We start from the raw sequence: 24,034 nt of genomic DNA, 5'->3' as shown, positions 1-24,034 counted from the left end.
AGACCGCCCGCGCGTGAGACCGACAGGCAGCGACTGGTGAAACCGATCGGGCGCGTAGCAGCCGGTATGGAACGATCGAGACGAGAGCCGGCTGGTACCGACGTCGCGATCCCGGTCGACGGCGTCGAACTCGAGGGTGCGCTGGCGCTACCTACGGACGGGACCGGCGTTGTCGTGTTCGCGCACGGCAGTGGGTCGAGTCGGTTCAGTCCGCGGAACAACCAGGTTGCGGACGTGATCCGCGACCGCGGGCTCGGGACCCTGCTGTTCGACCTCCTCACGGAGCAGGAGGATCGTTCGCGGGAGAACCGCTTCGACATTCCGTTGCTGACCGATCGGCTCGTCGCGGTCGCGGAGTGGCTGTGGAACCGACCGGACGCGGCCGACGCGACCGTCGGATTCTTCGGGTCGAGTACGGGCGCGGCTGCGGCGCTCCGAGCGGCAGCGCGATTCGGCGACGACGTGGACGCGGTGGTCTCCCGCGGCGGTCGCGTCGACCTCGCGAGCGACGTCCTCGGCGAGGTCCGGGCCCCGACGCTGTTCGTCGTCGGCGGTGCCGACTCGATGGTGCTGCGGGCGAACCGCGAGGCGCTGGAACGACTCGACTGCGAGAAGTCACTCCACGTGGTCGAGGGAGCGGGGCACCTCTTCGAGGCGCCCGAGGAACTGGCGGAGGTCGCCGACGTCTCCGCGTCCTGGTTCGCGCAGCACCTGCAGTGAGGCGAGTCCGGTCCGTCCGAGGCACACCGCCGCAGTGGCCGTGACCGGATGCAGCGATGGACGGGTCGACAAACCCCGGCTTACCGATCGTACAGTGACACGAGCGGTGAATCTGCCCGCCGGCGCAGGCGTTCGAATTCGTCGCCGTCACAGGGTATCGTCGGGCAACTGGGACAGACGCTCGGCTTACTATACCTATCGAAAATATAACAATCCACACTGCGAGTGTACTGCGCCACGCCCTCCACGGAGCCGGAGTGCTCCGGGATGCACGATCAGATGACACCACACAACGACTCCCCGACCGACGAACCACGCGACGCGGAATCGACAGATGGTGGGAAGTTCACGCGCCGACAGACGCTGGCGATCGGCGGAGCGGCGATCGGCGCGTCGGCGATGGGCGCCGGGTCGGTGTTTGCACAGGACGACGGCGGGAACGAGACGGCCACCGGCAACGAGACCGACCAGGGTGACGATGCACCCCCTGGGGGTGGTGGCAGCACGTTCAGATTTACAATCACGAATCTGACGGGCGGGCAGGCGTTCACGCCGCCAGCGGTCGCGACGCACTCGCCGAGCACCGAGTTGTTCTCCGTCGGCGAGCCCGCGAACGAGGTCGTCCAGGAACTCGCCGAGAACGGGAACCTCGAACCGCTCGCGGTGGCCGTCCAGGAGGACACCGATATCTCCGGGGTCGGCCTGGGCGAGGCACCGCTGGTGCCAAGCGACGATCCTGGCGACACCGGCCACCCCTACTACGTGACGTTGGAGGTAGACGCCGATCAGGATGCGACCCACATGACGTTCATCAGCATGCTGATCGCGACGAACGACGGGTTCGTCGGCCTCGACACCGTCGAACTCCCGACAGAGGTCAACGGGTCGAAGACGCTCTACCCGGGCTCCTACGACGCTGGCACCGAGGAGAACACGGAAACGTGGGACGACCTCGTCCCAGCCGGCCGGGAGCTGATCGGTGGGCAGACGCCCACAGGCGGGACGACAGAGACCGACGAGGAACTCGCCGAGGACGGCGTGATCCATCCCCATCCGGGGACCATGGGCGAGGGCGACCTCGATCCGGAGGTCTACGGCTGGGAGGACCCAGCTGCTGTCGTCCACGTCGAGAAGATCGACGGTCCGGACGACGTCCAACTCGACGACGGGGAAGGTGACGGCAACGTCACCGACGGCGACGGCAACGCCACGGACGGGGACGGTAACGTGACCGATGGTGAGGGCAACGTCACCGACGGCGACGGCAACGTGACCGACGGCGACGGAAACGTCACTGGCGACGGTGGGAACGCGACGGACGGCGCTGGGAACGCGACGGACGGGAACGCCACCGACGGCAATGCGACGAACGGCGGGAACGATACCACAGGATAACGACCGATAGGGACCACCGCCGTCTCCCTACTGCAGGTATTTTTCCGATCGCGCGGTCCGTTCGTTTGGTTCGGTCGACGCGAGCGTCGCCCCTTGGTTCCCATTCCACCAGACGCGACGGTGCGCACTCGCAGGCACCACTCAGCGCACGGACGGGACGAATTACGACGATGTGGACGAGTCGTCCCGCAGGGACGGATCGCCGGGCAGGACGGATCGCAACCTCGAAAACGGTCGAGCACGACCGGTCCGACGATGCCAGATGCGACGCTCGCCGACCTGCTCGACCGCAACGATCGCCACGTCGAATCGCTCCAGGCCGGGTACTTCGACGACGTAGAGGACGGCCAGTCGCCAGCCGTCGTCTCGATGTGCTGCTCGGACTCGCGAGTCTCCCAGGAAGCGATGTGGGACGTCGAGGAGCCAGGGTGGCTGTTCACGCCGAGCACGATCGGCAACCAGGTCTGGGATCGCGTCGACGGCGAACTGGTCCTCGACGGGAGCTTCTGCTACCCGATGGCGTTCACCGACACCGAGGTCGCGGTCGTGGTGGGCCACACCGGCTGCGGTGCGGTGACTGCCGCGCTCGAAGCGGTGCAGGGCGCCGGCGACGCGACGGACGAGGACGCCGATTCGACCCCGGCTGGCGTCGCGAAGTGGGTCGACCTCCTCGCACCCGTCGTGGAGGATGGCCTCGACGACGACCGCGTCGATCCCGACGCCGACGCGTCGCTCGTCGATCAGCTCGTCGAGTACAACGTCGATCGGCAGGTCGCGTTCCTGCAGGAGAACGAGGACGTGCCGGATTCCGTCGACGTCTACGGCTTCGTCTACGACTTCCAGCGAGTGTACGGCGACGCTCCCGGACGGGCGTATCTCGTCAACGCGAACGGCGAAACGGATCGACAGGTTCTGCAATCGCAGGTCGACGAGCAGTACGCCGACCACGTCCAGCGTCTGTTGTAAGCCGGAAGCCGACTGCTGTGGCTCGAACAACGAGCCCGGGGCTCGGAACGCGAGTACAGTAGCTCGAAGCGCACCGACCGTCGAGCGTAGAACGAGATGCGAGACCCGAAAGTGCCGCTCCAGACGTCTGCCGCTCGACCGTGTCGCTGGTTGCCAGGGTTGGAGGACTGGGCGGTTCCGGCGCGGGGCGCAGAGCGGGTCCGACGGAGGCTACAGACGACCGGGGTCGGAGAGTGGGGCGACAGAGACCCCGGCCGTCGTGACGGAGACGCAGGAACGGGAACCTGCGTCGGTCGAACCGGGCGTGCCAGAGCAGAACTGGCCGACTTCGCCTCGATCCCATGGACGAGACACGCCCAATTCGCGGTAGGAACGGCCTGTGATATGAGTGCTCTCACGAAATTGCTACCCGAAGCAGACCGACTTGCAGTAGACGATTTCCAGGTACGTACCACTTGCCTCACTCCGGGGACGCTTTACACCCGGTGGCGGTCGAGGCGTCGATCCGGCTCTCATCGCAAACCGTCGTCCTCAGGCACCGAGAGGAGAGGTTCGGCAGCCTGTGGAGCCGCTACTTCACTGCTGGGAATCTGCCCCTTCCCGGAGAATCGCTCATATTGCCCTGGAGCCCGTACGCACGAGCAGCCATGGCACCTCGATCGCAACAGTGGGCGCCCAGTCGGCGGTCCCTGCTGGCGTCGACCGCACTCGTGCTCGCCGGCTGCGTCGACGGTGACGACGGCGGAGACGGGAGTGACGGCGGAGGCGGGAGCGACGACGGCAACGGACAGCGCGCCGACGACGCGTCGGAGGACACCGACGGCAGCACGGACGACAGGAATCCCGCACGCGGCGAACTCCAGCAGCGTGGCGACCTCTCGTTGACCAGTCCAGCGTTCGAGGACGGCGGGGAGATCCCCGCGAAGTACGGCCTGGATGGCGAGAACGTGAATCCGCCACTCGAGATCGAGAACGTTCCGAACGACGCTGGGTCGCTCGCGCTCGTGGTGGACGACCCCGACGCCGTCGAGCCGACCGGACAGGTCTGGCTGCACTGGATCGTCTGGAACGTCGCTCCCGAACGCCGGGCAATCCCCGAAGATTGGACGCCGGAGGACGCCGAGGAAGGCCGAAACGATTCGGGCGAAATAGGCTACAGCGGCCCGAGTCCGCCCGATCGAGCCCATCGCTATCGGTTCAAACTGTTTGCTCTCGACGCGACGCTGGACCTCCCGGTAGCGACCGACGCGACGGCGCTCGGGGAGGCGATGGCGGGCCACGTGCTGGCCCAGACGCAACTCGACGGGACCTTCCCGGTGTGAGTGAGAGTGCTCGAGAGAGTGCTTGGGGAGGGACCGTGGCGAGACTTGTATCCGGCAGTCGTGCGCCAGTCGCAACGCGGGTCTAGAAACGCGATACCGTATCACGCCCAATGGAAGCACCCGGTTACTCGGTTACGGCATCGAGTGACGACGGCTAACTCCAGCGAGAAGCTGGGTACCAGTGACGGCCAACGAGTGGGGGAGTGGCTGTGAACGTCCCACAAATCGGCCGGAAGGTCTTTTTATACGCCCGGTAAGCTTTGGCCAATGCGGTCGAAAGAAGACGTTACGCTGGCCGCCTCCCTCCGCCACGCCCCGGTCAGAACTGGACTGGTCGCCGTCGTGCCCGTCGTGCTCGGCATCGTCCAGTTACTCAACGGACTCTTCACGAACCTCTCAGTGCTCGTCGGCGTCGCTTTCGCGGCAATGATGATCGCCTCGGCGGTCGTCTTTACCCGCCACCACCTCGCTCAACTTCGGCTCGAAGTGCTCGAGACGCGGGTGCACACCCAGTCCGCTGATTGAAAGACGCGGGCCGTCGGTCCAGCCACCGATGGAGCACTGCCAGATCCTGCCGTCCGCTTTTGAGGACCGAACATCGTCTGCCGTTGCGAACTCGTAGCGAAACGTCAGCGTCTGTGCCGGATCGATGCCTGACGACGGAACCGAACTGAAGTCTCCAGAGGGAGCCCGGTCGCGGCCAGGCGAGGCGATGATCGACGAGGCGGGCACTCAGACCCGCGTCGTCATCCCGGCAGCCTGCGCCTCGCGGTTCGCGTAGGCGTTGTACGCGGAGATGAGCGCGACGGCTGCACCTGCAGCGACGTTGCTCAGCAGGAGCGCGTTGCTCTCGAAATCCATGACGTACGGCGCGGCGATGGTCCAGAGGCCCAGGAGGACGACGAGGGATAGTGCCCCGACGGCCGCAAACATCCCGCCGGCGAGCTGGTAGTACGTGAAGCCGGCGACGAGGAAGATCCCCAGCCCGATCGCGACGTTGTTCCACGTCGCCATGGTTGTCGTGTCGTAGACGAACGGCGAGGCAGCGATCCACAGACCGATCAGGGAGGCGATGCCGCTCACCCACTTCATTGCGCCCGTGTCGAACATCGGGCTCGCTCGTTCGCGTTCAGTGTCGGTGGTGGATTCGCTCATGCTCGTATCCCGGCGTGTGCTACGATCTCCCACCGCATGAAGGGAGCGACGGTTCAGGCGAATAACGTTGCGTTACTGGCGATAGGGACATCCCGGCTGCGTGGACGCAGTCAGCCGATCCGAGCCGGTCCCGGGGGAACAGTCCCAGCGGTGGCCAGTGCGCTCACTCGACCGCGGTCGCCCCATCGCTGCTCCGCCATTCGACGGCGTCGTTGTCGACCCCCGCGTGGACCGCGACGCAGGCGGCGAGCAAGAGCCACATCCCGACCGTCGGCGGGAGAATCACGCTGAAAATTGCGTTTCCAGCGTCGACGACGGACGCGCCGAGGGAGTCCGGCAAGATCGTAGCCAGCAACTCCAGGCTCTCGGGGCCGGCAAGGACGAAGGTGAAGATCGTTCCAGCGACGAGGAGCTTCCGAGGCCGGCCAGCATCGAGCGTGACGACGAGCACGACGACCGGGAAGTAGAGAAACGAGAAGTACAGCGGCTGGAGCGGCATAATCAACAGGGTGCCGACCAGCGTCGCGAGGATCGCCGTCAGCCGACGCGATTCCGTCGAGACGTCACGATAGCAGTACGCGACCGGCGGCAGGACGAGTGCGATCGCGAGCGGCGTCACGATCGGCGAGGACCCGCCGAACGTCGCGGCCAGCATTCGACGGGCGGTCGTATGGTTGCGATCGGGATCCGGCGACCCTTCGAACGTCTCGCCCTCGAAGCGGCCCACGAGGACCTCCGTCAGGTACTCGATCGTCAGGTCGGGCCCGAAGACCAACGCGCCGAGGAGCAGTCCGCCGAGCCCCGTCGCGATCGCAGCGACGAGGGCGCGATATCGCCTCGTCCTGAGCAGCCAGAGCCCCAGGACTGCCGGAAACAGCTTGACGAGCGCGGCGAGGGCGAACGCGACGCCGGCCCAGGTCGAGCGATCCGGCGGTCCGTCCGCTGACCCCGTGCGAACGGCGAACCGCTCGCGATCCAGCCAGTCGAGACCGAGTGCGATCGCGAGCGCCAGCCAGAGGTTCACCTGCCCCATCACGAGCTGGGACGCCGACCACGCCGAGAGCAGGGCGAACCCACCCACGAGCAGTCGGTCGGTGCGGGGGAGTGCGATCCCGCGCCGGCTGATCGCTCGCAAGAGCACCAGGGCGATGCCGAGCCCAGCGACCAGGTTCAGGACTGTCTGGAACGCGTAGGCGGCTGCCTCGCTCCCGAGCAGCGCGTGTGGGAGGAAGAGCACGACGACGATCGGCGGGTAGATGTAGTGATAATCGGGGAGCCCGGGCGGCGTCGTCGCGTAGAGGTCGCCACCCTCCAGCATCGCGGTCGCGGCGTGGAAGTAGACATCCGTGGCGAGGGAGAGTTGCTCGGGCTGGGTGAGCGCGAGTCCCCCACCGGAGTTGATTCCCGCGAGTATCCCCAGGACCAGCAGGGCGCGAGTCGAACGTCGAAACGCGTCCCGGGCAACAGTCACGGTCTGCTGTTCGTACGGCGGGGCGAAAGCGTTGCGGAGACGACTCCTCGACTGGGTGCGTGGGGCGCCATCGGTCACCAGGACACGGGAGGACAGGCCAGAACGCGCCGGACGGTTCGGCGATCCCGCCGGTTTTTATCCACGGGTTCCGAACGAAGGGACATGGCCGACGTGCTGGACAACAAGCGGGCCGCGACCCGTTTTCGGATCCTCGTCGAGATCGCCGAGCGCCAGCCGGCGGTCAGTCAGGGCGAGATCGCGGAGGCCGTCGGCGTCACCAGTCAGGCAGTCAGCGAGTACATCCGCGAACTGGTCGACGACGGTCTCGTCGAGATGGAGGGCCGCTCGCGCTACCGCGTGACGAAGGAGGGCGTCGACCTCCTCCTGCGAGACGCGACGGAGGTCCGCCGATTCGTCGACCACGTCACCGAAGACGTCCTCGGGAGCGTCCAGGAGGACGCCGCCATCGCGACCGACGACCTCGAGGAGGGCGAGACGGTGACGCTCTCGATGCGGGACGGGCTCTTCCACGCCTCGCCCGGGGAATCCGGCGAGGCCACGGGGATCACGACGACCGCCGCGGAGGCGGGCCAGGACGTGGGCGTGACCGGATTCGAGGGTGTCGTCGATCTGGAGCCGGGGAGCGTCACCGTCCTCCAGATCCCGCCGATCCGCTCCGGTGGCAGCCGCGTCGTCGACGACGAAGCGGTCGCGGCGGCAGTCGACGAGGCGGAACTCGTCGTCGCCGCTGGCGTCGAGGCGGTCGTCGCACTCCGTGACGCCGACGCAGAGCCCGCGGTGTCCTTCGCCGGCGGCGAGGTCGCCGCCGAGGCGGCGGGACGGGGACTCGACGTGCTCGTCGCGGCGACGACCGACGCCGTCGGACGAGTCACCGACGCGCTCCGGGACGCCGACGTCACCTACGAAGTCTCAGAAGCCCGGTGAACGGACCCTCGACAGGAGCCCGGACGAATCCACCTGCCATCGGGCGGAAACGTTTTGAGCACGGGCGTTCGATCCCAGTTTAATGACGTGGGGTTGTGGCATCGAAGGCTGTGCCGAGGTCTTCGACTCCGTCGAGGACGTGGTGGTCCACCAGACCAACGAGCACGAGCGCCACGAGTGCAAGGTCTGTGGCACCGTCGTTCCCGACGGGTACCTCGCCATCAAGCACGCCTTCGAGGAGCACACCCGCGCCGAGTACGTCCGCGCCTACGGCGCCAGCGCCGAGGAGGTCCGCGAGCGCGAGCAGATCCAGGACGAGGTCGAGGCGAAGGCGGACCTCCAGACGATCGTCGACCAGATCGACGAGGCGAAGATCTGAGGCACTCGCCCGCGGAGTCCGATCCCCGACTCAGTCCTCGCGTTTTCCGCCGACGCCAGTTGCCCCGCTCTCCCGTCGTGGCCGTCGACGAGTCAGCCCGCGAGCGTCGCCTGAGGAGCGACGTCGCCAGTCACCCGTCCGTCCTGGAACGCAGCAGGTGTCGCTCCAGAATGAGCGCAACCGCACAGAGTCCGAGCAGCAGGATCGTCGCGTCCTTGGAGTGGAGGTTCCAGGCCACGCCCACGTTCTCGGTGCTGAGCGGGAAGACGATCGGGATCCCTTTCGGCGTCGTCGCGTCGATGGCGAGCTGTGAGACGTAGCCGATCCCCACCGAACCCGCGACGTCACGGCCCCAGTAGCTCGCGATAGCGACGGCGATCCCCAGCGCGAGCGCGGAGTGGGTCATCCCCCGGTGCCCCAGCGGTGCGCCGTCTGGACCGGGGAAGAGGAGGTCGACATCCGCGAGAACCGCGCCGAGTGCGCCGACCGTCGGGCGGCTGAACGTGGCGGCGCCGAGGACGTACCCGACGAGGGCGTGGGTTCCGATCGCCATCGCGAGCCACGCGTGGTAGCTGCCGAAGAACTCCAGCGCCATGTACGGACGAACCGATCTGGCAGTAAAAAGGATTCTCGCCGTTCCCCGGTGCGAATCGAGGGGCCCACCACGTCGACGCGCGCTTGCGTGGGTGAGCAGAGCGTCAGCGAGGCGATCCTCGTCGGAGCTTGCTCCGACGCTGTCCTCGCGAGCGCAGCGAGCGAGGGCTCGTCGATCTTCGATCGACGATGTCGCGAGCCCCGAGCGGGCGAGCGGCCGAGCCAGCTAGCGCGGAGGGACGACCGAGCGCCAGCGAGGGAGGAGGCTGGGGAAGTTCGAGGATGTGGTTGCAAAAACGATGCACCCGCAACGAGGGAGCGCAGCGGCCGAGGAGCGCCTTTTTTTTTTTTTTGGAGATTTGGTCGAGGCGGGTTTCCGCTGCGAGCGAGAGCGCGTGAGGAAACCCGCCTCGACCAACGGTTTTAGAAAAGTGCCTGCTCCTCCTCTTTCAGAATCCGCGCGGGGCCGCCGACCTCCCAGACGGCGGTCTGGACGCCGCAGTCGGCGACTGCTTCCTCGACCTCGTCGACGTGTTCCTCCGTGGTGTTGACGTAGACGGAGGCGCCTGTGTCAGTCGAGAAGTAGACGGGGATGTCGTCCTCCTCTCGGAGTTCGCGGACGGCGGCGAAGATCTGCAGGGTCTTCGGCGACCAGTAGACCCAACCCTCGGGGCCGGTCATCGTCGTCGCGGCCAGCGAGAGGGAGTCGTGCTCGGCGAGTTCGAAGACGCGATCGAAGTCGTCCTTCCGGAGCGCGTCGCGGCACTCGGCGATCTGCTCGTGGATGTGGGCCATCCGCGCCTGGAACATGTGGCTCTCGACGGCCTCCTCGTGGGCGTCGTCGGTGTCCTTGTAGGAGGGAACCAGGCCGACGACGATCTTGTGATCCTCGGCGATTTCCGAATCGATCCGGTGGGAGCGACAGTCCTGGTCGTTGAGGCCGGCGCGGAGGTGGGAGTAGCCGCCAGTGACGGAGCGGGCGGCAGACGCCGAACCGCGGCGGGCGATGGCGGAGAGTTCACCCAGCGTGGCGTCGAGTTCGGCGGCCTCCGCGAGCGCCGTGGCGATCGCGGCGAAGCCAGAGGACGACGACCCGAGGCCGACGTTCGTCGGGAAGCTGTTCTCGCTCTCCATCCGGACGCCGTAGACTGCGTGCGGAGCGTCGGATCGCTCGCGCACCTCCTCGACGATCCGATCGAGGCGATCGCGTGCGCTGCCCTCGACCTCCTCCCCGTCGATGAGGTAGGTGTTGTCCTCGTTGTCCATCGAGAACTCCACCGTCGTCTTGGAGTGGCTCGGCGCGGTACAGACGCTGATCGAGTCGTGGTACGGGAGACGCTGCTGGGCGTCGCGCATCCCGTGGTACTTGACGATGCCCTGGATCGGGTGGGCGATGGCCGTGGCTTTCATGCCTTCAAGGCCGTCGGAATCGCGCTTAAAGCTGGTGGCTCGGGAAGCGCACACCATACCGTCCCCCGTCGGCGCCCGGTGCGATCGCGGCGTCGGGCCCTCGCAATCCGGTCCGGGAGACGATAGCCTGCACGCAGATGACCCCGCCTGGAAAGGAAGAGAATCCTACTCCGCGAGCAGGTCGTCGACGATCGATCGCTGGGCGCGCTGGAGGTGCTCGGCGACGGTCGAGTCGTCCAGATCGAGCGCGTCGGCGATTTCGGCAGTGGTCGTCTTCCGGGGAACCTCGAAGTAGCCGCGCTCGTGCGCCGCTCGCAATACAGTCTCCTGGCGCTCCGTCAGCGCGTCGAGCGGCGCACTGGCACCGTCGTAGGCGCCGAGCCGTTCGATCGTCGGCGTCGAGCCGGCGCGCTCGTACTCCCGGACCCGATCCGCGAGATCGGCGCGATCGCCCACGAGCGAGATCGCGAGACGGCCGTCCGCGATCGCGTGTTCGGTCGGTGCGACCCCGTGCTCGGCTGGCGAGTCGACCGCTGACGCGTCGGCGGCGGGGAGGAGTTTGCCGATCGAGGTCGCGGGCCCGTCGGCCGGCTCTCGGAGCCGTTCCCACCACGCGACGTAGGGGAGTGCTTGGAGTTCGTCGGCGGGGAGCGGCTCCTCGGTGACGACGTGGAGGATGCAGCCACCGCCCGAGCAGACCAGTTCCGAGAAGTCACGGAGCCCCGCCGACGTGCAACGCTCGTAGAGCGTTTCCATCCCGAGTTCCCCGAGCCGATCGAGCGGGATCGAGACGACGGCTTCGCTGAGGTCTGGCTCGTCGTCGAGTGGGCGGCCGGCGGTCGCTGGCGAGCGTTGGTGATTCGGTCGGTGCTCGGCTGCGGATCGGTGCTCGTCGTCGGATTGGTCCCCGTCCCCGGATTGGTTCCCGTCTGCGGATCGGTGCTCGTCCCCGGATCGACGCTCGTCTTCGGATCGGTGCTCGTTCTCCGATCGCGTTACGTTGCTCACGGTGTCACGGTCCACACGAGAGTCCCTCGGATTGGTGCCCAGTATACGGGGGACGTTTTTAAATAGTGGGGCGGGGCTGCTCGTCTGGGTGTCCGACGCCAGTCACCCGCCGCATTTCGACACGGTATGAACCATCCCAGCCAGTTGGGCGAAGCCGCTGGGGAGCGAGGACGCCACGGAACGAACGCAATGGCGATCGACACGGCAGACGCGACGACTGGCATCGACCCCTCGACCGTCGAACTACCTGACGCCCTTGGCGAACGGTTCCAGCGCGCGTTCGACCTCGACCGGCAGCCGACGAGCTACGGTGGGTGGGCGAGAGCGATCGCGGAGACCTTCGAGGCGGAGCGAGATCGATCCATCTCGACCGACGACCTCTGTGACACCGAGGCGTCGCCGCACACCGCGACGCTCGACGGCGAGACGACCCACTACGTCTGCGTGCAGGACCCGATCGTGGTCGGGCTGCTCGCCGACGACCCCGTGACCGTCGAGAGCACGCCCCCGACGAGCGACGAGACGGTGACGATCGAGTTCGACGGCGACGGAGTGACCGCCGTCGAGCCCGAGGGTTCACTCCTTTCGTTCGGCATTGCTGCAGACGTGCAGGCGCCACCGGAGATCACTCCCGAAGCGATGTACGGCCTCGTGTGTCCGTACGGCCACGCGTTCCCGGACGACGCGAGCTACGACGAGTGGGCTGGGGAGACCGACGCCGTCACCGACGTCCTCTCGGTGTCCGCCGGCGTCTCGGCGATGGCTGCGCTGGTCGAGGCCGCCGGAATGGAGGGATTCAAGTAACCACCGAGACGCTCACACCTGGCGGACGGCGGCCATTCCACACGCGCGGATCGACCGCGGCAACGCAGGACGCGTGCCGTCACAGCTATGCCACTCCGCCGAGCAAGCCGGACGTATGGACATTCTCGTCGACCAGCTCGGGTACGGCCCCGACGAAGCGAAACGCGTGATCCTGCAAGGGAACGCCGACGACGATCCCGGGGCGGTTCGGGTCGAAGACGCCCAGACTGGCGAGGTCGTCACGACCGCCGAGCCCGAGTACGCCGGGCACGTTCACGACTGGAAGGACTGGGAGTACTGGACGGCCGACGTCTCCGCAGTCGACGCCGAGGGCGAGTACGTCGTCAGCGTGACTCACCCGGAACGCACCGACGACATCGTCGCGCGATCCCGCCCGTTCGAGGTCGGCGACGATCTGTTCGTCCAGCGCGCGCTCTCCGACGTCGTCCGGTACTTCCGCGTCGAGCGGTGCACCGGCATCTACGACCGCTACGACCGCGAGGCGACGTTCGTCGGCGACCGCGAGGACCGCGTCGACGTCAGCGGTGGCTGGTACGACGCCTCGGGCGACGTCAGCAAGTACCTCTCCCACCTCAGCTACGCGAACTTCATGAACCCCCAGCAGATTCCACTCGTCGTCTGGAGTCTTCTGGACGCCCGCGACCGCCTCTCGACGGCGACGAACACCGGCCGGCTCGGCGGCGACGTCGACGAACGGGACGCGATCGGCTTCGACGCGCTGGAGGAGGCCTGCTTCGGCGCGGACTTCCTCGTACGCGCACAGGACGAAGCGGGCTACTTCTACATGACCGTTTTCGACACCTGGACCTCCGATCCCGAGGAGCGGGACGTCTGCGCTTACGAGGGAATGGAGGGAACCAAGACCGAGGACTACGAGGCGGGCTACCGGCAGGGCGGCGGCGTCGCGATCGCGGCGCTCGCCCGCGCCAGCCGGCTCGGTCACGCCGGCGAGTTTGGCCCGGAGACGTACTACGAATCGGCAGTCACGGGCTTCGACCATCTCGAAGCGAACAACGAGGCCTACCTCGACGACGGCGTCGAGAACGTCATCGACGACTACTGCGCACTGCTCGCCGCTACGGAACTCGCGGGGGCAGCGGCGGAACGCGGCGAGGCCGAGGCTGCCGACAGGTTCGCAGCCGCTGCCGCCGAGCGAGCGCGATCGCTCCTCGATCGCCAGACCGACGACGGCTGGTTCCACGCCGACGACGGCGATCGGCCCTTCTTCCACGCGTCCGACGAGGGGCTCCCGATCGTCGCGCTCGTCCGCTACCTCGACGTCGTGGTGGACGAGCAGCCGGGCGAGGCCCCGGCCGATGACGACCTCGCCGAGGAGATAGCCGACGCAATCACCCGCTACTGGGAGTGGGAGCTCGAACTCACCGACGACGTCGTCAACCCGTTCGGCTACGCCCGGCAGTACGCCCAGGCCGTCGACGAGGACGAACCCGCCGCGCGCTTCTTCTTCCCGCACGAGAACGAGTCTGGCTACTGGTGGCAGGGAGAGAACGCGCGACTCGCGTCGCTCGCCGCCGCCGCCCACTCGAGCCTCGCGGTCCTCGACGGCCCGGAGCTGACGGAATCGCTACCCGCGTTCGCCCGCGACCAGCTTTCCTGGATCCTCGGGCGGAACCCCTACGACACCTGCATGCTGGAGGGCATCGGGAACGACCCCGTCCCGTTCGTCCCCGGGGCCCCGAACACCGCCGGCGGCATCGTCAACGGGATCACCGCGGGCTTCGACGACGAGACCGATATCGCGTTCCGGCCGCCGGCCTACGCCGACGACCAGACAAACAACTGGCGCTGGACCGAGCAGTGGCTGCCACACGCCGCCTGGTTCCTCGTCGCGGGCAGCTGGGAGGCGGCGACGGAACCGGCGAACTGAGACCGCTCAGTCGCCGGGAATCGGTCGGGACGCACAGGACTGGCAGAGGCGGAAGACTCGTGACTCGATCACCTCGCCACAGTCGCGACACCGCCCGCGATCCGCCGCGGCGCCCTCGGCGAGCGCTTCGAACGGGCGGCCGCGTTCGCCGTCGTCGGTTTCGTGGACGTGCGACCGTGGCGGGCCTGGCTCGTGGTCGAGTCGGCGCGCGACACAGGTGAGGCTCACTGCGAGGACCAGAGCTGCGAGGGCAGGGACCAGCACGACATGTGCCGATTGTCGCCCGATCGCTGATAACGCTTCGTGGAAGGTAGTTTCCAGATTCTAAGGGTCCTTGGTTCGCTAGAACTGCGTCACTCCAGTGGATCAGGGCGTACGGAATACGTGCCGGGGTCAGACGCGAATCTCGAAGCGAGCCCCGCCGTCGTCGGCCGCCGTCGCCGACACGTCCCAGCCGTGTGCGTCCGCAATCTCCTCGACGATCGCCAGCCCGAAGCCCGTGCCATCCGGGTTCGTCGTCATGCCAGCCTCGAAGACGTCGGTGCGGTCGGCCGCCGGGATACCGGGGCCGTCGTCCTCCACGTAGAACCCGGCGTCGCCGTCGAGCGATCCGACCGTGATCGTGACGTCCTCACCGCCATGTTCGATCGCGTTCCGGAACAGGTTCTCGAGGAGCTGGCGCAACCGTTCGGGATCGGCCCGGATCGTCGGGTCGTCGGCGCTGACGAGCGTCGCCGCCGGGCCGTCGACGGTTCCCCAGCAGTCCTCGGCGAACGAGCCGATTGAAACGGACTCGATCTCGTCGAGGTCCTGGCCCTGGCGAGCGAGCGTCAGCAGGTCGTCGATGAGCGCCTCCATCCGCTCCAGCGCGTCGTCGATCGCGTCGAGGTGCTCGGCAGTCTCGGGGTGACCCCCGTCGCCCGAGTACCCGTCGTGCTCCAGCGACTCGACGGCGAGGTCCAGTCGCCCGTCGGCGACGTTGAGCGGGTTCCGGAGGTCGTGCGCGACGACGCTCGCGAACCGATCCAGCCGTTCCTTCTCGCGTTCGAGCGCGCGGCGAGACTCCTCGGCAGCGGTCACGTCCTCGATCGTGAGCATCGACCCGGCGGGGGCGTCCCCGGTGCCCATCTGGGTGCGGGTGATCCGGTAGTGAGCGATCCCGTCCTCGCGACGGATCGTCAGGATATCGTTCTCGCCAGCGATCACCTCCTGGACGGATGGCACGACCTCGCGGAGTGGGGTGCCGATCCCGCTGGCGAGGTCGGGAAAGAGATCGGCGGCCGCTCGATTGTACTCGCGGACGACGCCGTCGACGTCCAGCACGATCACCGGATCCTCGCTACTCCCCGCTATCTGGACCGCGCGGAACTCCTCGAAGTAGAGGTAGAGCACCCCGACCGCGAAGGCAGCGACGCCGAGTGGCTCGTAGGTCATGTCTAGCAGGCGCGGCGACAGGCGCCCGAGCACGTCGACCGCAAGCGGCAGGCCAGTGAGTCCGACGAGCAACGTCAGGGGCCGAGTGTCCTCGCCGACGGCGAGGAACCGCTCGAGGAGCATGAAGTAGCCGACCGTGGCGAGCGCGTAGGCCAGCCCCATCGCAACCCAGTGCAACGTCCCGTGGTGGATGGCGAGGTGCGTGAACGGCATCGAGGCCATCGTCGTCGAGAAGTAGAGGCCGTGCAGCGGATTCGAGAATTTGAGTGCGATCACACCGACGTACACTCCCACCGCGATCCAGCGAAAGTAGGGGTTCCGGTGGAGCGTTCGGCCAGTGTACGCCGAGCAGAAATACAGCCAGGCGCCGGTCGCAGCGAATCCGACAGCGAGTCCGGCCACGTAGAAGCCCGTCTGTAGCTCCCGCGTCGGCGCGACGAGAAAACCGACGTGGACCATCGCCCAGCCGCCACACAACACCAGCAGCGAGATCAGGCCCCGCCGCGTGTCGGCGTCGGAAATCGACGCGGCCTTCGGGATGCTTACCAGGCAGACCACGCCAGCGAGACCGAAGGCGACGACGTAGGCGAGAAAGGCGACGAAAGAGCCATCCAGACCCAGAAACTCCATACGAAAGTGACGGACGTTGTCCCCTTGAAGCTGCTGCCCAGTTCGTACGACAGGAGCGAGATCGAAGGGCCCACCTGCGGCAGAGAGACGGCTCCGGAACGCTCGTTACGTGCTGATAGCAGTCCAGAACTGCCACGACGACGGCTGCGGTAGGACGAGGTTACTCGTCCGTGTCCAGCCACTCCGCCGCCCAGTCCTCGATGGTGGCGAACATCGGCGCCAGCGACTGGCCCTTATCGGTCAGCGAGTAGTAGGTCGCCACGGGCGCGTCCTCCTCGAGGCGTCGCGTGACGAAATCCATCTCCTCGAGGTCGTCGAGCACGCGCGAGAGGGTGCGCGAGCTAGCGCCCGTTGATCGTTTCAGTACGTTGAATCGTTTCTCCGATTCCAGCAGGTCGTTCAGCACGATCAGTCGCCACTTCGAGCCGATCTGCTCGAAGGGTTCGACGAGGGAACACGGCCCCTGCTCGGTCGTCGTATCGGTTCGGGCTGCGGATTCGGCGGCGTCACCAGTCGTACCAGATGGCATCGATGGAACCTGGTGACGACTATGTCGCCGAGCGCATATATAGGTTCGCTCGCGAACCTGGTAGTGTAATGCAACCACTGTTGCACGGGACCGCCACCGCATCGCCGACGTCCGACGAGAGTGAACAGAATCGGGACGCCGCCAGGGTCGAGGTGACCGCCTGATGGTCTTCGAATCGGGACTCGAGGGCGACCTGCTGCTCCTCGCCCGGCTCCTGTTCGGCGCCGTACTCGCCTTCCAGGGAATGAACCACTTCCTGAACGCCGACCAGATGGCGGGATACGCCGGAATGAAGGGCGTCCCGCTCCCCGGCGTCGCAGTCGTCGGTACCGGACTGATCTTGCTCGGCGGGGGCCTGGGGATCGTCCTTGGCGTCTTCCCGACGATAGCAGCCGGCGCACTCGCAGTGTTCTTCCTCGTCACGACGCCGCTGATGCACGACTTCTGGGCCGTCGACGACGAGCAGGCCCAGGACGAGATGATTCAGTTCCTGAAGAACGCCGAGCTGTTCGGCGCGTCCGTCCTCTTCCTCGCGATCAGCGGGACCGAGTGGGCCTACTCGCTAGGGATCGGGCTGTAACCCGAACCGAGCCCGATACGACCGGCTGGATGCCCGAATCGACGCGTGCGGTCGGGCAGCGATGACCGACGCGCGAGGCGATCGGACGCGTCCCTACGCAACGAAACCATCCGGGACTGTTCGTCGCGTCCGAATCCACACCGGGCCGGACCGCGGGGATCGGCGACGGGACTGGGTTCCGTCGCCCGTCCGAACAGCCGACGACGCCAATTCCGGGCCGTGGGGCTCGTTGTGGTCCGAAACGGACCGGTCACGACTCACTCGCCGCCGTCTCGGACCCGGACTTCTCGGCGACGTTGGCACCGTACTCGCGTAGCAACTCGCAGGTCCGCTCGTCCTGTGGGCACGCGATCGCGTAGGTACGTGCGTTCTCGGCGTCGCCGGGATCGAGGTGATAGGCGACGCTCCCGTCGAGATCGTACTGGTCGAACCAGTCGAAGTACCGCTCGTAGTGCTCGTTCCTGACGGTGAGCGCGTCGGATCGCTCCGTGCCGGACGCGACGCCGTAGCCCCACTCGCCGTTGTAGGCGGGCTTGCCGAGGCGGTCGTGGGCGTCGGCGACGTGCCCGCGAATCCATCGCTCCGTTTCCTCGGGCGCGGCGTCCGGGTGTCCGCCGATCGCGTCGAGGTACGTGTGGAAGCTACACGCGTCGATGCCGGGGACGTCGTTGGTCTCGAGGTAGTCCATCCCGCCGCCGACCGGTAGCCAGTCGCTATCGCCCTCCGAAGCCCAGCTCGGGGGCGAAGCTTACGTCCCGAGACCACCCGATCCGACCAGTTGGTCGGGCGCTAGTTCCGAGACGAACGACGACAGTTCCTCGTACCACTCGAGACAGGCCGAACGGTTCTTCGGAAGCGCCTGCCCCTCGTTGATCAGCTCCCAGAGCAGGATCGACGGATCGTTCCGGTACTCGACGCCCGTAACGGTGTTCGTCCGCGTAAGGACCTGCTCGACGTACTCTTTGTAGAGCCGCTTGGCCTCGGCGTTTGTGTAGAACCGGTCGCGGTACTCGGCGAACTCACTCGTCATGGTCGGCCGACCCGGGGCGAGCGAGCCACCCTCCGGGATCGGGTCGCCAGTCGCCCACTGGACGTACTGGGCGATACCGTTCCCCTGGATCCGCCAGTGGTTCGCCAGCCACAGGATCCACCGCATGCCGTACTGCTTCGAGCGAGCGATCGCCCGATCGAGCAGCTCGAACGCCGCCTCATTCAACTCGCCGGGACGCGGTTGCAGGACGTACGGCTCGACGCGATCGGCGACGGGACCGCGCCCCGCACAGCCACAGTGCGTTCGCACGACGTCGACCCCGACGGAGTCCGCATCGGACAGCACCTCGGCGGCGACGGACTCGTTCTCGGTGAAGTAAAACGAGCTGTACTGTGCGCCGTTGAAGTACCACGGTGCGCCGTCGAGGTGGAACTGAGTGTCCGACACCGAGACGAACTCCTGTGGCCCGTCGTCGGCAGTAACGTCGTCGAGATCGGATGGGGCGGCGTCCGATCCGCTGGCACCGTCCTCGAGGCACCCGGCGAGCGTGCCGGCCGCCGTCAACGAACCCGCACGAAGCAGCTCACGCCGATGCCAGCCGTTCGCCATTGGGACTGGATTGCACGGTCCCGAGGTAAACGTCACGGCCGCCCCGGACCGACCATCACGGCGTCCGCCCCTCGCTCGGTTCCGAATCCATTTGACCGAGGATCCCGGATCGCCGTCCAGATGACCCTCCTCGACGAGCTCTCTGGGTTCGAGTTCGAGGAGGTCATGGTCGAGGTCTTTCGCCATCAGAGCTACAGCGACGTCGAGCAGGCGGAATTGATCGCCGACGAGGGCCGGGACGTGACGATGGTGGACGACCGCGACGTGGCTGCGGGCGAGGAACCGACCGCGGTCGTCGTCGAGTGCAAACACACCGACGTCGTCAGCCGCCCCGTCGTCCAGAAGACCCACTCCGCGGTCCACACGTACGACTACGACGGGCCGATCCGGGCGATGATCGCGACCACCGGCCGGTTTACGGCGCCCGCCCGGGAGTACGCGGAGCACGTGGCGGTCGATCCCGACGACGTCGACTTCGAATTGCTCGACGGCGCGGCCCTCCGCGAGCTGAGCGAGGAGATCCCAATCGACCTCTACAACGGCAAGATCGAGATCGTCTGCGACGAGGCGATCGCACCGCCGACCGATCGCGAGACGCTCGAGGGCTATCTGGAAGCAGCGGCCGCGGACGTACACAATCTCGACGAGTGGACGGTCGGCGCGACGCTGACCGCCGTCCGGTTCGAGCCAGTGCTCGTCGCCGAGACGGTCGTCGACGCGAACTTCGAGACCGACGTCGGCGTGATTCACGAAGTCGAGGAGTGCGAGCGATCGATCCTCGACGGACACGCCGTCGAGCCAGCGCGGCACAGTGACTCGGTCGCCGAGTTCGTGGAGACAGCGGAACCATCCCGAATCGCTCTCGACGACCACGCACTCGACGGCACCTTCGACCGTACCGACATCGAGCGCTTCGAGCACGACGAGCGGAGCTACCGCGAGTGGCTGGTCGCGGACCTCGCGGACCGCCACGAGACCACCGTCAGCTACACTGGAGACAACGGGATCGAGTACGAGCGGACCTGCAGGCCCGGCGACGCCGACGTCGACGTCGAGACGCTGGACCCAGTCTACCTGCCCCACGTCGCCGTCGCCACCTCGCTCGGAGAGTACGAGTACGAACTGGAGCTGTACGCCGCGGGCGGCAAGATGCTCGTCCGAGACGCCGAGTTCGAACGCTGCGTGCACTGCGAGGCGGGGCGAAAGGACGCCGGTCCCGGGGCGAGCGTCGACCAACGGGAGGCCCGGAGCCTCACCTACTGTGCGAACTGCGGCGCGATCGCCTGTCCCGATCACACGGAGACGGAGCGACTCGTCGGCGAACCGGTCTGTACCGGTTGTGCTGTCACGGGCCGCTTCGCCGGCGCGACGCGGTACTTCTACGACGTGACGAATCGCGAGACGTTCGCCGACGCGTACGCCGAGATGCCGCTCCACAGGAAGGTTCGCGAGAACGAGGCGCTGGTGGCGGTGCTGGCGCTGGTCACCTTCCTGCTCTGCGTGAGTGCGATCGGGATCCTCTGAGTCTGTCGATCGCACCGCGTTCGTCGGACTGGCGACCGGTCAGCACGAACGGACGACGAGTATCCTGATCGATATCCATCCAGGCGTGCAGTGCCACGACGTACCCAACGAGCCTCGACGCCAGCGACGATCTCGCCGTCCGGGACGAGGCTACGGCCATGCCGGTGCGGCGGGTCCCGTAATTAGCGATTCCACATATGAAGAATCCACCTGCAGATGCCGAATATTCCAGAAGTATTCACCCGCACTCAAGTGAAAGACCAAGTCAATAAGCCCTTAGAACAGGCAAAACTGCCAGTACACTTTTAGTGATCCATATACCTTGAACTACCATGATAGACTATGATGCGTGCCATTCACTCACAATCGAACGTGGCGGCCGCCCTCGCACGGTCGACGACGAACCACTGCTGCGCGAGGGAGGTGCCCGGCGATGAGTCTATTCGAGAAGATCGGACTCGGTGGCGGCGATTCCGAAGCGGAAAGCGACGCGGAGTCCAGCCGGGAAGTCGAGGACACCGGGCCGAACTTCATGCCCGAGAAGCAACGGGAACTCTACGTGAAAGCCTACGAGAACAAACTCGACCTGAGCGACAGCGGCACGTGTAGCGAGTGCGGCACGACCCTCAAGCCCGTCAAGGCCGACGAGTTGCTGGCCTCTTGCAAGAACGAGGACTGCGAGAACCACCTGAACGAGACGGAGATCAACGGCGCGAAGCGCTTCTACGATCGGAACGGGCACCCCGACGACCTCGACGGCGGGAAGGCCGCCGCGACCGACGGTGGCGACGGCGAACGCAACGCACTCGACGGCCTCAGAAACGCGATGGACGAGGAGTAGGTTACGGGACCGATACGAGCGCGACCGATCGATCGGTGCACGTACAGCGAACGAACGACTGGCTCGCGTCTCGGTGATTGCGGTACCTGAATCGTCGCGGTTTCGGCTACGGGGACGCCGTGGTGGCCTCCCGCAGTACATCCTGGAACAGACCGACCGTCGAGCAGCGGCGTTCGACTGCCTGTGCCACCGGGGTCGGGCCTCCGGTGACGCCGTCGATGGGGAAACCGTTTTGCCCCGCTACGGATTGGCACGAAGTAACACGTGTCACGAGGAGCCACCGACGACGGTATCAGCCTGCTCCAGGCAGTGACGATCGAGGTCGGGTTAATCGTCGGTGGTGCGCTGTTCAGCCTGACCGGGATCGCTGCCGGCATCGCCGGCCCGAGCGTCGTGCTCGCGTTCGCGGTCGCGTTCGCGATCGCCATCCTCGGTCTCGTGCCGACGGCGATGCTCGGTGCGACGTTCCCGACGACGGGCGGCAACTACCGCTACCCCGCCGCGCTCGTCTCACGCCCGCTGGCCTTCCTCTCGGCGTGGGGGCTGGGCATCAGCATGCTCACCGGCGGCCTGCCGCTGTACGCGCTGACGGCCGGCCAGTACCTCGACGCGGTGATGCCAGTCAGTCCGGTCGTCGTGGGATTTGCGGTCCTGACGCTATTCTTCCTCGTGAATCTGGTCGGCCTGAAGCCCGCGGCGACGCTGCAGGTCGCGCTGTTCGTCGGCCTGGTGGCGGCGATGGGGACGTTCGTCGCCTTCGGTGCGCCGACGGTGACCACCGGTAATCTCACACCGGCGTTCCCGAACGGCGCCATCGGTGCGGTCACCGCCGCTGGCGTCCTCTACTTCGTCTGTCTGGGCGCGAACTTCGTCGTCGACATCGGCGGCGAGATCCGCGACGCGACGGTGACGATCCCGCAGTCCTTCGCCGTCAGTGTCCCGATCGTCCTGTTGCTCTACGTCAGCATCGGCCTCGTCGCGGTCGGGAGCGTCGGCGCCGACGCGATGGCGGGGGAGACCCTCGCGGTGCCGGCCGAGACCTTCCTCTCGGGCCCGTTCCTGACACTGTTCGTCGTGGGCGGCGCGCTGTTCGCGATCGCGACGAGCGTCAATGCCGTGTACATGATCGCCCCGAAGTACCTCGAAGTGCTGGCCGAGGACGGACTGATGCCCACTGCCGTCTCGGCAACCAACGACCGCTACGACACCCCGCACTGGGCACTGACAGTCGTCTACGTCCTCTCGACTGCGGCGCTCGTCTCGCCACTCCCGATCGGCGACCTCGGCGCCCTCCTGGGGCTCGGCGGTGCGTTTCTCATCGTGCCCGTCATGCTCGCGGCGATCGTCGCCATCCGAACCCGTCCCGGAACCACGGATACCATCCCGCTCCCGGGCGGCGCGATCGCAGGAATGGCCGTCCTCGCCGTACCGCTCAACATCCTCTTGCTCGTCCTGCTGGCCAGCCAGTCGCCGCTGATCTTCGCCGCGTGGCTCGCCAGCCAGGCCGTCGGCGGGGCTTACTACCTCCTCTGGACGCGAACGACCGACCGAGCGACGAACGCACCCACACTCGACACATGACACGACCCAACGCAACTGGCGTCGTCGGCGCCGGCCTGATGGGCCGGGACATCGCTGGGCTGCTCGCCAACGGCGGGTTCCCGGTCACCCTCGTTGACGTCGACCCCGACGCACTCGCACTGGCCCGTGACTACCACGAGACGGAACTCGTCGACGCGCTCGCCGACGCGGGATTCGACCCCGATGGCGCCCGAGACACCGGTGACGACGAAGCCACCGGCGGAGCCCGAGACACCGGTGACGACGAAGCCACCGACGATAGCGTCGACGCGGGAGCAGGCCTCCTCGGCCACATCGAGTACGACACCGACCTCGCCGCACTCGGCGACTGCGAGTTCGTCGTGGAAGCCGTCCCCGAACGACTCGAACTGAAGCGAGACCTGCTGGCCGACCTCGAAACGGTCCTCGGTGACGACGCCGTGATTGGAACCAATACCTCCTCGCTCACGCCCGGCGAGATAGCGGCGGACGCCGCGGCGCCCGAACGCGTCGTGCTCTTTCACTTCGCCAACCCGGCGCTGGAACGCGATATCGTGGAAATCTCGGGCGACGACGCGACGGACCACGCGCTCTCGACGGCTACGGACGTCGCCGAGGCCATCGGCCGGACCCCGATCCTGCTCGACGCGGAGTACCGCGCGAACTGCCTGTCCCGGCTCTCGGCGAGCATCAAGTGCGCCGGCACCTGGGAACTGCTCGAGGCAGAGGCCGCGGCGATCGACCGCGGTGCGGCGGCGATCGGGTTCGACCGCGGCCCGATCGAGTTCGTCGACCTCATCGGCGTCGACGTGCACCTCGCGACCGTCGACAACCTCGGCGAGGCGTACGGCGATCGGTACGCGCCGCCGCCGGCGATCCGCGAGCGGATGGAGGCGATGGTCCAGGCGGGCGACTGTGGGAAGAAATCGGGGCGAGGGTTCTTCGAGTGGGACGGCGACGCGTGCCGGCTCCCCGAGGTCGACGAGCCACACGACGTGACGCCCGTCGTTGGAGCGCTCGTCAACGAGGCTCACCGGCTCGTCGAGGACGGCGTCGGCGACGAGGACACGATCGACGAGGTGCTGAGGCGGGGCTCCGGGGGCGAGATCGGGCCGTTCGACGTCGAGTCGATGCTCGGCCGCGAGTTCCTCCGCGAGGCGCTGGAAGAACGCTACGCCGAGACCGGCGCGGCGGTGTACGACCCGATCTTCTGAGGCGATCCGTCCGGCCGGCTGCTCCTCCATCGCGCCGTGATCAG

Annotated in this window: 24 protein-coding genes; 14 read left to right on the top strand and 10 right to left on the bottom strand. The window is 67.0% G+C overall.

The annotated features are described in order from the left end of the window. Positions 1-66 precede the first annotated feature (66 nt). The 5 genes from L593_RS12385 (at position 67) to L593_RS12365 (ending at position 4,928) form a co-directional block, all read left to right on the top strand. Positions 67-720 carry a dienelactone hydrolase family protein gene (locus L593_RS12385; protein ID WP_020447311.1) on the top strand — a complete coding sequence of 218 codons (654 nt, stop codon included), beginning with the start codon at positions 67-69 and terminating at the stop codon, positions 718-720. 279 nt (positions 721-999) lie between these two features. Next, on the top strand, positions 1,000-2,115 hold the full coding sequence (locus tag L593_RS12380) for a spondin domain-containing protein (RefSeq protein WP_187292623.1): 1,116 nt from the start codon (positions 1,000-1,002) through the stop codon (positions 2,113-2,115). Positions 2,116-2,370: 255 nt separating this feature from the next. Continuing rightward, a complete protein-coding gene (locus L593_RS12375; RefSeq protein ID WP_020447309.1) occupies positions 2,371-3,081 on the top strand; it encodes a carbonic anhydrase in 711 nt (236 codons plus the stop codon). A 647-nt stretch (positions 3,082-3,728) separates the two neighbouring features. Continuing rightward, positions 3,729-4,403, top strand: a complete 675-nt coding sequence (locus L593_RS12370) for a YbhB/YbcL family Raf kinase inhibitor-like protein (protein ID WP_081638711.1) — start codon at positions 3,729-3,731, stop codon at positions 4,401-4,403. Between the two features lie 267 nt (positions 4,404-4,670). Beyond that, positions 4,671-4,928 (top strand): hypothetical protein, encoded by a 258-nt coding sequence (locus tag L593_RS12365; RefSeq protein WP_020447307.1) that lies wholly within the window; start codon positions 4,671-4,673, stop codon positions 4,926-4,928. 207 nt (positions 4,929-5,135) lie between these two features. Here the strand turns inward: L593_RS12365 and L593_RS12360 are convergent, their stop codons facing one another. Beyond that, the gene (locus L593_RS12360; protein WP_020447306.1) at positions 5,136-5,558 is read right to left on the bottom strand and encodes an SPW repeat protein; all 423 of its coding nucleotides are present in this window, start codon (positions 5,556-5,558) and stop codon (positions 5,136-5,138) included. Between the two features lie 163 nt (positions 5,559-5,721). Continuing rightward, on the bottom strand, positions 5,722-7,029 hold the full coding sequence (locus tag L593_RS12355) for a glycosyltransferase family 87 protein (RefSeq protein ID WP_020447305.1): 1,308 nt from the start codon (positions 7,027-7,029) through the stop codon (positions 5,722-5,724). Positions 7,030-7,191: 162 nt separating this feature from the next. On the opposite strand from L593_RS12355, the gene L593_RS12350 reads away from it, so the two are divergent. Then, positions 7,192-7,974 (top strand): winged helix-turn-helix transcriptional regulator, encoded by a 783-nt coding sequence (locus tag L593_RS12350; protein WP_020447304.1) that lies wholly within the window; start codon positions 7,192-7,194, stop codon positions 7,972-7,974. 82 nt (positions 7,975-8,056) lie between these two features. Next, positions 8,057-8,353, top strand: a complete 297-nt coding sequence (locus L593_RS12345; RefSeq protein ID WP_020447303.1) for a hypothetical protein — start codon at positions 8,057-8,059, stop codon at positions 8,351-8,353. 130 nt (positions 8,354-8,483) lie between these two features. Here the strand turns inward: L593_RS12345 and L593_RS12340 are convergent, their stop codons facing one another. The 3 genes from L593_RS12340 to L593_RS12330 all read right to left on the bottom strand — a co-directional run bounded on the left by L593_RS12340 (position 8,484) and on the right by L593_RS12330 (position 11,380). After that, positions 8,484-8,948, bottom strand: a complete 465-nt coding sequence (locus L593_RS12340) for a metal-dependent hydrolase (RefSeq protein WP_020447302.1) — start codon at positions 8,946-8,948, stop codon at positions 8,484-8,486. Positions 8,949-9,370: 422 nt separating this feature from the next. Next, positions 9,371-10,357, bottom strand: coding sequence for a phosphomevalonate decarboxylase MvaD (gene mvaD, locus L593_RS12335; RefSeq protein WP_020447301.1), 987 nt, complete (start codon positions 10,355-10,357; stop codon positions 9,371-9,373). A 165-nt stretch (positions 10,358-10,522) separates the two neighbouring features. Further along, positions 10,523-11,380, bottom strand: coding sequence for a helix-turn-helix domain-containing protein (locus L593_RS12330; protein WP_020447300.1), 858 nt, complete (start codon positions 11,378-11,380; stop codon positions 10,523-10,525). A 174-nt stretch (positions 11,381-11,554) separates the two neighbouring features. Between L593_RS12330 and merB the strand changes: the two genes are divergently transcribed. After that, positions 11,555-12,169, top strand: a complete 615-nt coding sequence (gene merB, locus L593_RS12325; protein WP_020447299.1) for an alkylmercury lyase — start codon at positions 11,555-11,557, stop codon at positions 12,167-12,169. Between the two features lie 115 nt (positions 12,170-12,284). Continuing rightward, positions 12,285-14,078 carry a glycoside hydrolase family 9 protein gene (locus tag L593_RS12320; protein ID WP_020447298.1) on the top strand — a complete coding sequence of 598 codons (1,794 nt, stop codon included), beginning with the start codon at positions 12,285-12,287 and terminating at the stop codon, positions 14,076-14,078. Positions 14,079-14,084: 6 nt separating this feature from the next. On the opposite strand, the gene L593_RS12315 is transcribed toward L593_RS12320, so the two are convergent. From L593_RS12315 to L593_RS12305, 3 genes are all read right to left on the bottom strand, one after another. Then, entirely contained in the window at positions 14,085-14,342 is a 258-nt protein-coding gene (locus L593_RS12315; protein WP_020447297.1) for a hypothetical protein, read from the bottom strand. Positions 14,343-14,471: 129 nt separating this feature from the next. Further along, complete coding sequence (locus L593_RS12310; protein ID WP_020447296.1) at positions 14,472-16,142, bottom strand: ATP-binding protein; 1,671 nt, start codon at positions 16,140-16,142, stop codon at positions 14,472-14,474. Positions 16,143-16,302: 160 nt separating this feature from the next. After that, positions 16,303-16,671 (bottom strand): helix-turn-helix domain-containing protein, encoded by a 369-nt coding sequence (locus tag L593_RS12305; RefSeq protein WP_020447295.1) that lies wholly within the window; start codon positions 16,669-16,671, stop codon positions 16,303-16,305. 163 nt (positions 16,672-16,834) lie between these two features. Between L593_RS12305 and L593_RS12300 the strand changes: the two genes are divergently transcribed. Then, positions 16,835-17,251, top strand: a complete 417-nt coding sequence (locus L593_RS12300; protein WP_020447294.1) for a DoxX family membrane protein — start codon at positions 16,835-16,837, stop codon at positions 17,249-17,251. 250 nt (positions 17,252-17,501) lie between these two features. Here L593_RS12300 and L593_RS12295 read toward each other — a convergent pair whose 3' ends face one another. Both L593_RS12295 and L593_RS12290 read right to left on the bottom strand, forming a co-directional pair. Further along, positions 17,502-17,939 (bottom strand): hypothetical protein, encoded by a 438-nt coding sequence (locus tag L593_RS12295; protein WP_049894131.1) that lies wholly within the window; start codon positions 17,937-17,939, stop codon positions 17,502-17,504. A 60-nt stretch (positions 17,940-17,999) separates the two neighbouring features. Continuing rightward, a complete protein-coding gene (locus L593_RS12290; RefSeq protein ID WP_049894129.1) occupies positions 18,000-18,851 on the bottom strand; it encodes a hypothetical protein in 852 nt (283 codons plus the stop codon). Between the two features lie 120 nt (positions 18,852-18,971). Between L593_RS12290 and L593_RS12285 the strand changes: the two genes are divergently transcribed. The 4 genes from L593_RS12285 (at position 18,972) to L593_RS12270 (ending at position 23,990) form a co-directional block, all read left to right on the top strand. Then, on the top strand, positions 18,972-20,375 hold the full coding sequence (locus tag L593_RS12285) for a restriction endonuclease (protein ID WP_020447293.1): 1,404 nt from the start codon (positions 18,972-18,974) through the stop codon (positions 20,373-20,375). A 433-nt stretch (positions 20,376-20,808) separates the two neighbouring features. Further along, positions 20,809-21,216, top strand: a complete 408-nt coding sequence (locus tag L593_RS12280) for a hypothetical protein (protein WP_020447292.1) — start codon at positions 20,809-20,811, stop codon at positions 21,214-21,216. Between the two features lie 264 nt (positions 21,217-21,480). Further along, positions 21,481-22,797, top strand: coding sequence for an APC family permease (locus L593_RS12275; protein WP_020447291.1), 1,317 nt, complete (start codon positions 21,481-21,483; stop codon positions 22,795-22,797). Beyond that, on the top strand, positions 22,794-23,990 hold the full coding sequence (locus L593_RS12270; protein ID WP_020447290.1) for a 3-hydroxyacyl-CoA dehydrogenase: 1,197 nt from the start codon (positions 22,794-22,796) through the stop codon (positions 23,988-23,990). Before L593_RS12275 ends, L593_RS12270 begins: the two co-directional genes overlap by 4 nt. The last annotated feature ends 44 nt before the right edge of the window (positions 23,991-24,034 follow it).

This window comes from Salinarchaeum sp. Harcht-Bsk1, from assembly GCF_000403645.1.
Taxonomy (GTDB): Archaea; Halobacteriota; Halobacteria; order Halobacteriales; family Salinarchaeaceae; genus Salinarchaeum.
This window is presented reverse-complemented; position numbering and strand designations above follow the sequence as displayed.

Coding starts and splice junctions, on each gene's coding strand:
- L593_RS12295 (WP_049894131.1), bottom strand. CDS start 17,939: ATGGACTACCTCGAGACCAACGACGTCCCCGGCATCGACGCGTGTAGC.
- L593_RS12300 (WP_020447294.1), top strand. CDS start 16,835: ATGGTCTTCGAATCGGGACTCGAGGGCGACCTGCTGCTCCTCGCCCGG.
- L593_RS12280 (WP_020447292.1), top strand. CDS start 20,809: ATGAGTCTATTCGAGAAGATCGGACTCGGTGGCGGCGATTCCGAAGCG.
- L593_RS12290 (WP_049894129.1), bottom strand. CDS start 18,851: ATGGCGAACGGCTGGCATCGGCGTGAGCTGCTTCGTGCGGGTTCGTTG.
- mvaD (WP_020447301.1), bottom strand. CDS start 10,357: ATGAAAGCCACGGCCATCGCCCACCCGATCCAGGGCATCGTCAAGTAC.
- L593_RS12305 (WP_020447295.1), bottom strand. CDS start 16,671: ATGCCATCTGGTACGACTGGTGACGCCGCCGAATCCGCAGCCCGAACC.
- L593_RS12345 (WP_020447303.1), top strand. CDS start 8,057: ATGACGTGGGGTTGTGGCATCGAAGGCTGTGCCGAGGTCTTCGACTCC.
- L593_RS12385 (WP_020447311.1), top strand. CDS start 67: ATGGAACGATCGAGACGAGAGCCGGCTGGTACCGACGTCGCGATCCCG.
- L593_RS12380 (WP_187292623.1), top strand. CDS start 1,000: ATGACACCACACAACGACTCCCCGACCGACGAACCACGCGACGCGGAA.
- L593_RS12350 (WP_020447304.1), top strand. CDS start 7,192: ATGGCCGACGTGCTGGACAACAAGCGGGCCGCGACCCGTTTTCGGATC.
- merB (WP_020447299.1), top strand. CDS start 11,555: ATGGCGATCGACACGGCAGACGCGACGACTGGCATCGACCCCTCGACC.
- L593_RS12375 (WP_020447309.1), top strand. CDS start 2,371: ATGCCAGATGCGACGCTCGCCGACCTGCTCGACCGCAACGATCGCCAC.
- L593_RS12365 (WP_020447307.1), top strand. CDS start 4,671: ATGCGGTCGAAAGAAGACGTTACGCTGGCCGCCTCCCTCCGCCACGCC.
- L593_RS12360 (WP_020447306.1), bottom strand. CDS start 5,558: ATGAGCGAATCCACCACCGACACTGAACGCGAACGAGCGAGCCCGATG.
- L593_RS12285 (WP_020447293.1), top strand. CDS start 18,972: ATGACCCTCCTCGACGAGCTCTCTGGGTTCGAGTTCGAGGAGGTCATG.
- L593_RS12340 (WP_020447302.1), bottom strand. CDS start 8,948: ATGGCGCTGGAGTTCTTCGGCAGCTACCACGCGTGGCTCGCGATGGCG.
- L593_RS12270 (WP_020447290.1), top strand. CDS start 22,794: ATGACACGACCCAACGCAACTGGCGTCGTCGGCGCCGGCCTGATGGGC.
- L593_RS12310 (WP_020447296.1), bottom strand. CDS start 16,142: ATGGAGTTTCTGGGTCTGGATGGCTCTTTCGTCGCCTTTCTCGCCTAC.
- L593_RS12320 (WP_020447298.1), top strand. CDS start 12,285: ATGGACATTCTCGTCGACCAGCTCGGGTACGGCCCCGACGAAGCGAAA.
- L593_RS12370 (WP_081638711.1), top strand. CDS start 3,729: ATGGCACCTCGATCGCAACAGTGGGCGCCCAGTCGGCGGTCCCTGCTG.